The 8,343-nt window shown below is 74.1% G+C and carries 9 protein-coding genes; 7 read left to right on the top strand and 2 right to left on the bottom strand.

Going from position 1 to position 8,343, the window contains the following annotated elements; translation table 11 throughout:
* Together C2142_RS34965 and C2142_RS34960 are read left to right on the top strand one after the other, a co-directional pair.
* Positions 1–476, top strand: a 476-nt coding sequence (locus C2142_RS34965; protein ID WP_194235837.1) for an FtsX-like permease family protein, incomplete at its 5' end; no start/stop codon positions are given.
* Between the two features lie 167 nt (positions 477–643).
* Positions 644–1,570 carry a methyltransferase domain-containing protein gene (locus C2142_RS34960; RefSeq protein WP_148646873.1) on the top strand — a complete coding sequence of 309 codons (927 nt, stop codon included), beginning with the start codon at positions 644–646 and terminating at the stop codon, positions 1,568–1,570.
* A 73-nt stretch (positions 1,571–1,643) separates the two neighbouring features.
* Here C2142_RS34960 and C2142_RS34955 read toward each other — a convergent pair whose 3' ends face one another.
* Positions 1,644–2,273 carry a TetR/AcrR family transcriptional regulator gene (locus C2142_RS34955; protein ID WP_148646872.1) on the bottom strand — a complete coding sequence of 210 codons (630 nt, stop codon included), beginning with the start codon at positions 2,271–2,273 and terminating at the stop codon, positions 1,644–1,646.
* Positions 2,274–2,554: 281 nt separating this feature from the next.
* On the opposite strand from C2142_RS34955, the gene C2142_RS34950 reads away from it, so the two are divergent.
* The 5 genes from C2142_RS34950 to C2142_RS40885 all read left to right on the top strand — a co-directional run bounded on the left by C2142_RS34950 (position 2,555) and on the right by C2142_RS40885 (position 6,648).
* Positions 2,555–3,313: an SDR family oxidoreductase gene (locus tag C2142_RS34950; protein WP_162002635.1), complete on the top strand. Its 759-nt coding sequence runs from the start codon at positions 2,555–2,557 to the stop codon at positions 3,311–3,313.
* A gap of 50 nt (positions 3,314–3,363) precedes the next feature.
* Positions 3,364–4,197: an SDR family oxidoreductase gene (locus C2142_RS34945; RefSeq protein WP_148646871.1), complete on the top strand. Its 834-nt coding sequence runs from the start codon at positions 3,364–3,366 to the stop codon at positions 4,195–4,197.
* Positions 4,194–5,165 (top strand): NADPH:quinone oxidoreductase family protein, encoded by a 972-nt coding sequence (locus tag C2142_RS34940; RefSeq protein WP_148646870.1) that lies wholly within the window; start codon positions 4,194–4,196, stop codon positions 5,163–5,165. Before C2142_RS34945 ends, C2142_RS34940 begins: the two co-directional genes overlap by 4 nt.
* A gap of 213 nt (positions 5,166–5,378) precedes the next feature.
* Positions 5,379–5,696, top strand: coding sequence for a hypothetical protein (locus C2142_RS34935; RefSeq protein ID WP_148646869.1), 318 nt, complete (start codon positions 5,379–5,381; stop codon positions 5,694–5,696).
* A 61-nt stretch (positions 5,697–5,757) separates the two neighbouring features.
* Positions 5,758–6,648 (top strand): transposase, encoded by an 891-nt coding sequence (locus C2142_RS40885; protein ID WP_346766412.1) that lies wholly within the window; start codon positions 5,758–5,760, stop codon positions 6,646–6,648.
* A gap of 166 nt (positions 6,649–6,814) precedes the next feature.
* On the opposite strand, the gene C2142_RS34925 is transcribed toward C2142_RS40885, so the two are convergent.
* Positions 6,815–8,101, bottom strand: coding sequence for an esterase (locus C2142_RS34925; protein ID WP_148646868.1), 1,287 nt, complete (start codon positions 8,099–8,101; stop codon positions 6,815–6,817).
* Positions 8,102–8,343: the final 242 nt, after the last annotated feature.

The raw sequence follows: 8,343 nt of genomic DNA, 5'->3' as shown, positions 1-8,343 counted from the left end.
ACGCGCTCAGCGCCTACCCCCAGCTGGACGTCAAGGACCAGAGCGCCTTCAAGGAGCTCTACCAGCAGCGCGTCGCCGGCCTGCTCAACCTCGTGTACGGCCTGCTCGGACTCGCCATCATCGTCGCCGTCCTGGGCGTGATCAACACGCTGGCCCTGTCGGTCGTCGAACGGACCCGCGAGATCGGCCTGCTGCGGGCGATCGGCCTCTCCCGCCGCCAGCTGCGCCGGATGATCCGGCTGGAGTCGGTGGTCATCGCGGTGTTCGGCGCGCTGCTCGGCACCGGCCTCGGCCTGGCCTGGGGCATCACCGCCCAGCAGGTGCTGAAGTCGGGAGGGCTGCAGGTGCTGACCGTGCCGGTGACCACCATCGTGGTGGTCCTGCTGCTCTCCGCCGTGGTCGGCCTGCTGGCCGCCCTGCTGCCGGCCTTCCGGGCCGGCCGGATGAACGTCCTGGACGCCATCGCCACGGACTGACCCGGCCCCGGCCGCCCCACGGCTCCGGTCCACCGGCCCGCCCCGGGGCACCCGCCCCGGTCCACCGGTGCGGCCCGGGCTGCGGGGCCTGCGAGACGGCACCGGCACACCCAACCGGGCGGCTCTGCCCGCGCGCCCCACGCCGTTGCCGGGGCGGCCTCGGTAGCTTGACCGCGGCGGCAGTCGGCGGCGACGACGACAGCGGCCACCACGGCAGCAGCGGACTCCGGAACACCTGGCGGGTGCAGATGGTCAGTGGCGAGCTCGATCTCACCGGTCTCCGGCGCGTCTACGGGCGGCCGGGCAGCAGGCTCTTCTACCGGGCGGTCTGCCGCAACGCCCGGCACTGGGGGTGGACCGAGCCCGGCCAGTCCAAGTGGCGCTGCTGGCGGGCGCAGCGTCAGCTGGAGGGCGTCCTGGGCCGGAAGCTGGCCCTGCCCGCCGGCTCGCGGGTGCTGGACGCCGGCTGCGGGTCGGGCGTGGTGGCACGGGAGCTGGCGAGGCGGTTCGGCGTGCGGGTCACCGGCGTGGACGTGCTGGACTTCCACGTCCGGGAGGCCCGCCGGCTGAGCGTCCGGGCGGCGCTGGAGGACCGGACCACCTTCTCCTGGGGCGACTACCACGACCTGGAGTTCGCCGACGGGTCCTTCGACGGCGCGTACTCGATGGAGACCCTGGTGCACGCGTACGACCCGGCGCGTGCCCTGGCCGAGTTCCACCGGGTGCTGCGGCCGGGCGGCCGGCTGGTGCTCCTGGGCCCGGTGGGGGCCCCGCGGGAGGAGATGAGCCCCGAGGGCCGCGCGGTGCTGGGGCCGTACCTGGACGCCATGTCCTTCCCCGGTGCGAAGCGCTACGACACCCGGAGCCTGAACGAGCTGCTGATCGGCGCGGGCTTCCGGATCGAGGAGGCGCTCGACGCCACCGCCCGCTACCGCCCGACCTCGGACGCGCTCTACGCGTACTTCCGGGCGCCGTACGCGCTGCTGCGGCTGTTCGGCCCGGCGGAGCGGTGGCTCGGCATGCGGTCGGTGGTGGAGATGTACCAGATCCGGGACTACGTCTCCTGGTACGTGCACACCGCCGTCAAGCCGTAGCCCCTGCCTTGGCTCCAGCCCTGGCCACGGTTCTCGCTCCGGCTCCGGCCGCAGCCGCCCGTCGCGGGGTCCGTCAGACGCGCGCGCCGAGCATCCGCAGCACCAGCTCGGCGTAGCGCCGGCCCAGCTCCTCCGGCGTCTCGCTGCTGCGCCCGGTGTACCAGCGCGAGACGTCGATGCCGAGCGAGGTGACCGCGCGGGCGGCGATCCGCACCTCGGCGACCTCGAAGTCGCCGGTGGCCGCGCCCGCCTCGATGAGGTCGCTCACCTCGCGTTCGATGTCCAGCCGCAGCGCGGCGACCACCGCGTAGGCGTCCTCGGGCAGGGCGTGCAGCTCGTAGTTGACCACCCGGCCGACCGTGCGGGCCCGGGCGTGCCAGGCGGTGAACTCCTCGACGAGCCGCCGCATCCGGGTCACCGGGTCTGCCTCGCCGGCCACCGCGGCCCGGACCAGCTCCAGCGTGGCGGCGTGCCCGGCCCGGCTGATCTCGGCCAGCAGGGCGGCCTTGGACGGGTAGTGGATGTACAGCGCGGCCGGGCTCATGCCGGCGCCGGTCGCGATGTCCCGGGTGGTGGTGGCGTGGAAGCCGCGCTCGGCGAAGGACTCGACGGCGGCCTGGAGCAGCCGGTACGCCGCCTCGGGGCGGGCGTCGGCGCCGCCGGGCAGGGTGGGCCAGAGGTCGGCGATGGGCGTGCTGGTCATGGCGCCATCCTCCCAGATCGGTCGTACAGGCATTCAGGTCGCACGGGCCCCGTCGGTCACGGGCGGACGCCGCCGTGGTGGCGGACGGGACTCCGCGGTCGGTCACGGACGCCGCCGCCGTCGCGCGGACGCCGCGGTGTGCGGCGGCCCGGCGGGCCGGTGGCGGGCGGGTGCCGGGGCCTGTTGACAGGGTCCCCCACCGACAGCATGCTAAGCAAGCGCTTAGTCACGAGCGTCACCAACCGGCCATCCCCCGGCCGGACCACGCGAAAGGACCCTCCGTGGTGCACTCCTTCAAGGGCCAGGTGGCCGTCGTCACCGGATCCAGCCGGGGCATCGGCCTCGGGATCGCGCGCGAGCTGGTCGCGCGCGGCGCCCGGGTCTGCCTGACCGCCCGCAACGCCGAGCCGCTCGCCGAGGCCGTCCACGACCTGGGCGGTCCCGAGGTCGCCATCGGCGTCGCGGGCAAGGCCGACGACCCGGCCCACCAGGACGAGGCGGTCGCCCGCACCCTGGAGGCCTTCGGACGGCTCGACCACCTGGTCAACAACACCGGCATCAACCCGGTCCACGGCCCGGTGCTGGACACCGACGAGGGCGCCGCCGCCAAGATCCTCGCCGTCAACGTGCTGGCCCCGCTGGCCTGGACCCGCCGAGCGCACGCCGCCTGGATGGGCGAGCACGGCGGCTCGGTGGTCAACGTCGCGTCCGTCGCCGGCATCCGGTCCTCACTCGGGATCGGCATGTACGGGGTGTCCAAGGCCGCGCTGATCCGGCTGACCACCGAGCTGGCCGCCGAACTCGGCGGCCAGGGCATCCGGGTCAACGCCGTCGCGCCCGCCGTGGTGAAGACCAGGTTCGCCGAGGCGCTCTTCGAGGGCCGCGAGGAGCAGGTCGCCGCCGCCTACCCGCTGGGCCGGCTCGGCGTGCCGGAGGACGTCGCGGGCGCGGTGGCGTTCCTGCTCTCCTCCGACGCCGCCTGGATCACCGGCCAGACCCTGGTGGTCGACGGCGGCGTGACCCTGGGCGGCGGGCTGTGAGCGCGGCCGACCACGTGACCGGGGCCGGGAACGCGACCGGGGCCACCGACATGACCGACGACGTGACCAGGGCCGGGGACGCGGCGACCGCCGCCGGGGAGCCGGTGGACTTCGCCGGCCAGGGCGTGGTGGTCACCGGCGCCGGCCGTGGCATCGGCGCCGCGCTGGCCCGCGCCTTCGCGGCGGCCGGCGCCCGGGTGGTGGTCAACGACCTGGACGCCGGGGCCGCCCGCGCGGTGGCCGCCGAGACCGGCGGCACCGCCGCCCCCGGGGACGCCGCCTCGGCGGAAGGCCTCGCCGACCTGGTCGGCCGGGCCCGCGAGGCGCTCGGCGAGATCGACGTCTGGTGCGCCAACGCCGGAGTCGCCCCGGTCGGCGGGGCCGGCGCCCCGGCCGACGTCTGGGCGGGCGCCTGGGAGGTCAACGTGCTCGCCCACGTCCGGGCCGCCGACCTGCTGCTCCCCCGCTGGCTGGAACGCGGCACCGGCCGGTTCGTGGCCACCGTCTCGGCCGCCGGGCTGCTCACCATGCTCGGTTCGGCGCCGTACGCCGTCTCCAAGCACGGCGCGCTGGCCTTCGCCGAGTGGCTCTCCGCCACCTACCGTCACCGCGGCCTGCGGGTCCACGCGCTCTGCCCGCAGGGCGTGCGCACCGACATGCTCGCCTCGACCGGTGCGGTCGGCGAGGCGCTGCTGGCACCGACCGCGCTGGACGCGCAGGACGTCGCCGAGGCGACGCTGGACGCCCTGCGCCGGGACCGCTTCCTCGTCCTGCCACACCCCGAGGTCGCCGAGTACTACGCTGTCCGCGCCACCGACCCGGACCGCTGGCTGGCCGGTGTCAACCGGCTCCAGCAGGGGCTGGAGAGGAGCGGAGCCCTGTGAGGGCCTGGCAGGTCACCGAGCTGGGCGAGCCCCGGGCGGCCATGCGGCTCGTCGGGGACGTCCCGCGGCCGGTCCCCGGGCCGGGGCAGCTGCTGGTCCGGGTCCGGGCCGCCGCCGTCAACTTCCCGGACGCGCTGATGGTCCGGGGCCGGTACCAGGTGCGCCCGCCGCTGCCGTTCACCCCCGGGGTGGAGCTGTGCGGCGAGGTGGTGGCCGGGGAGCGCACGGGCGAGCGGGTGATCGGCAACCCGGTGCTGCCCGGCGGCGCCTTCGCCGAGTACGCGCTGCTGGAGGCCGCGGCCGCGTTCCCGGCGCCCGGGCCGCTGGACGACGCCGAGGCGGCCGCCCTGCACATCGGCTACCAGACCGCGTGGTTCGCCCTGCACCGCCGGGCCGGGCTGCGGCCGGGCGAGACGCTGCTGGTGCACGCGGCCGCGGGCGGGGTCGGCAGTGCGGCGGTCCAGCTCGGCCGGGCGGCCGGGGCGCGGGTGATCGCCGTGGTCGGCGGGCCCGCCAAGGCGGCCGTCGCCCGGGAGCTGGGCGCGGACCTGGTGGTGGACCGGACGGCCGTGGACTTCACCGCCGCGGTCAAGGAGGCCACCGGCGGGCGCGGCGCGGACGTGGTCTTCGACCCGGTCGGCGGCGCCGCGTTCACCGGCTCGACCAGGTGCGTCGCCTTCGAGGGCCGGATCGTGGTGGTCGGGTTCGCGAGCGGCGAGATCCCGGCGGCGGCGCTCAACCACGCGCTGGTGAAGAACTACAGCATCCTCGGCCTGCACTGGGGCCTCTACAACTCCCGTGACCCGCAGGCCGTCCTGGCCGCGCACGAGGAGCTGACCGAGCTGGCCGGGGCCGGCGTGGTCCGCCCGCTGGTGAGCGCCCGTCTGCCGCTGACCGGGGCGGCCGACGCCGTCCAGCAGGTCGCGGACGGGCGCAGCACCGGGCGGGTGGTCGTCCTCGGCGAGTGAGACCGGATCAAGAGGCGCCAGCGCCCCTGCGGCGCGGCGCCGGACCCTGAGCCTCGCAGGGTGTCGGCACTTGGTCACAAACACCCAGTGAACGTGCAAGTTATGGACTGCATGTGCACTGTGCCTGACACCGGCCGCTGTTTCCCGTCGCGGCGATGCACGCCAGCGTAGTGTGCTCCTCGCAACAGCCAATCAATCTGAGGGGGTGAGGGATTGAAGCGCCAGCGCGGGCACAAGGCGATCCTCGATCTCACCCCCGAGCAGCTCTGGAAGATCGAGAGCCAGGGCCATGCCGCCCGCGCGATGTGGAACCTGCTCCACGATCTCTGGCGGATGACGCCGAAGTGCCAGCGGTCGCTCTCCCGAATGGACGCGGAGATACGCCGCGCCCGCAAGGAGATCAACTGGCTCGCCGTACTTCCCGCGCAGGCCTCGCAGCAGGTTCTGAAGACGTATCTGCGCGCCTGGTCGAACTGCTGGGAGGGCCGCGCCGAGGAACCGACGTTCAAGAACAACCCGGCGCGCTATTGACATCCCCCAGGGCCGTGACCTGCGCATCACTCGCTTGACCCGACGCCGGGGCCAATGCTGGGTGCCGATGGTCGGCCTTGTCCGGTTCCGCTGGACCAAGGACCTTCCCGGCGTCACCAGGAGCGGCCCGACAGGCAGGATCACCGGCGCGCGCCTGGTAAAGGAAGCCAATGGCTGGCACATCGTGTTCCGCACCGAGTCCGTGGTCGACGAACCCGCCCCGCACATGGGGCCGGGCGTCGGAATCGACCTCGGCGTCTCCAAGCCCCTCGCGCTGTCCGACGGCACCTTCCGCGAGCACGGCGATTGGCTCAAGCCCAAGGAAGCCGACCGCCTGCGCCGCCTTGAGCGCACCCGTGAACGTCAGAAACGACACAGCAAGCGGGGCGCGTGCGCCAGCAACCGCCTGAACCGCACCAACCGCCGGATTGCCGCACTCCGTGCAAGAGCCACGCGCCGAGCCGTCAACTGGCAGCACGAAACCACCACTGGCATCGCTGACCGCTTCGGACTCGTCGGCGTTGAAGCACTCAGCATCACGAACATGGTCACGTCGGCCAAAGGCACCGTCGAGGAGCCAGGGAAGAATGTCCGGCAGAAAGCCGGACTCAATCGCTCCATCAGCGGTGAGGCCTGGGGGCGCACCGTGACCATGTTGGAGTACAAGCTCGCCGACCGGGGCGGGCGCCTGATCAAGGTCCCTGCCCCAAACACTTCCCTGCGCTGCCACGCCTGCGGACTCATCACCAAAGGCAGCCGCGAGACTCAATCCAAGTTCGTGTGCCAGAACCCGAGGTGCTGTTGGTCCGGCAACGCCGATACCAACGGCGCGTGCAACATCGAGATAGCCGCCAAGCATCAAGCGCCCCAGGACATTGCGGGTGCCCGGACGTGGAGCCTTAGCCGCTGGGCAGGCGATGAAACGTCAACCACCCAGCGAGCCGCACACTAGCTCAACTGGGAGTCCGCCCCGTTCGCGAGGCGGAGGATGTCAAGACCACCACGACGCGATCGTCGGATCCCGGCAGGACTGGGATGCCGCCAACCCGGGTTCGGAGATCCGCTGAGGCTCCGCCGGGATCCGCTCAGGCTCCACCGGGATCCGCCGAGGCTCCGTCCTACCGGGCGAACTCCATCTCCGGGAAGCGCGGCGAGGGCCCGTCCAGCAGGTGGTCGTCGTGTCCGCGCAGCCAGCGGTCGAAGAAGGACGCGACGTAGGCCCGGGTGGCGAGCACCGCCCGGTCCGGGCGGATGTCGCCGGCGTCGGCCCGCAGGGCGTCGCCCGGCACCGCGCCCTGGCGGGCGAGTTGGGGCAGCAGCGACTGTGCGTCGGTGTACGAGCCGTGCCGGGAGCCGGTCAGGGTGACGTCGGCCTTCCAGCCCCGGGTGTGCTGCCAGAAGGCGTCCCAGCCGGGCTGGTGGTGGTAGTCGCCGGAGTCCTCGCTCCCGGTGCCCATCAGCAGGAACGGGCGGTCCAGGCCGTCCTCGGCGACGCTGCCCAGGTGGACGCCGGTTCCGTCCGGGCCGGGGAAGTGGAACTGGCCGTCCAGGTTGACGCCGGCCGCGATGCGGGGGTCGTCGTGCATGGCCTGGGCGGCGGTGAAGCCGCCCGCGGAGTGGCCCGCCATGCCGATCCGGGTGAGGTCGAGCGAGGCGCCCAGCCGGGCGGGCAGCCGTCCGTCGGTGCGCAGTGCGGCGAGTTCGTCCAGGACGAAGCGGGTGTCGTCGACCCGGGTCTGCAGGGCCTTGCGCAACAGGGCGCCGATGTCCGTGCCGGGCCCGGCCAGGCCCGGGAGGGCGGACTCCACGAGGCGGCCGTCCGGGAACTCCACCTCGGAGGCGTCGTAGGGGTGGTCGACGGTGACGACGACGTAGCCGCGCGAGGCGAGGTCCTCGGCGAGGCCGGTGCCCCAGGTGCGCGGGTCACCGAGTCCGGCCGAGTAGAGCACCACCGGGCGCGGTCCGCCGCCGGGCAGCACGGGTGCGTCCTGCCGGGCGTGGGTGTGGACGCCGGACCAGTCCGTCCGGCCGGGCTCCGTCCGGTAGTTGAAGACGGCGGCGCCGTCCTTGCCGCCGAAGTGCGCGGCGGCGCGGGGTTCCATGTAGCGGGCCCGCTCGTCGCCGTACGCGGGGCGGGTGGTCGGGTACCAGAAGCTGACCATCAGTTCGCGGGGCTGTCCTGGCTGCCACGGGTCCTGCCGGCCGAGGTCGGTGAGGTGCAGTGCGGTGGTGCCGACGGCGTAGGGACCGGTGGGCTGTGGCAGTGCGGCCTGTGCCTGCCGTTCCGTCACGGCCGGTGCCCCGGCCGCCGCCGCGGGTGCGGCCGCCGCGCCCAGCAGCGCCGTCGCCGCCAGCAGCGCGGCGATGCCCGTCCGTGCCGTCCGTCCCTGTCCCCGTGTACGCATGGTCTCCCGGCTCCCCGTGTCGTCCGCCCGCCGCCTCCGGCCGGCCCGTACGCCGACAGTACGGGCCGAGGTGGCGGACAGACGTCATACCGCGGTGCCAACCCGCCGGGTGCTACCCGGGTATGACGCAGGTCAGCGGTACCGCCGGAGCTCGCGGCGGGCCAGTGAGCGCTTGTGCACCTCGTCCGGTCCGTCGGCGAGGCGCAGCGTCCGCGGCCCGGCGCAGAGCTGGGCGAGCGGGG

This window comes from Streptomyces sp. CB01881, from assembly GCF_002953255.1.
Taxonomy (GTDB): Bacteria; Actinomycetota; Actinomycetes; order Streptomycetales; family Streptomycetaceae; genus Kitasatospora.
This window is presented reverse-complemented; position numbering and strand designations above follow the sequence as displayed.

What these genes read in the sequence shown, in the direction of transcription:
- C2142_RS34955 (WP_148646872.1), bottom strand. Translation starts at nt 2,273, where the DNA reads ATGACCAGCACGCCCATCGCCGACCTCTGGCCCACCCTGCCCGGCGGC.
- C2142_RS34945 (WP_148646871.1), top strand. Translation starts at nt 3,364, where the DNA reads ATGACCGACGACGTGACCAGGGCCGGGGACGCGGCGACCGCCGCCGGG.
- C2142_RS34925 (WP_148646868.1), bottom strand. Translation starts at nt 8,101, where the DNA reads ATGCGTACACGGGGACAGGGACGGACGGCACGGACGGGCATCGCCGCG.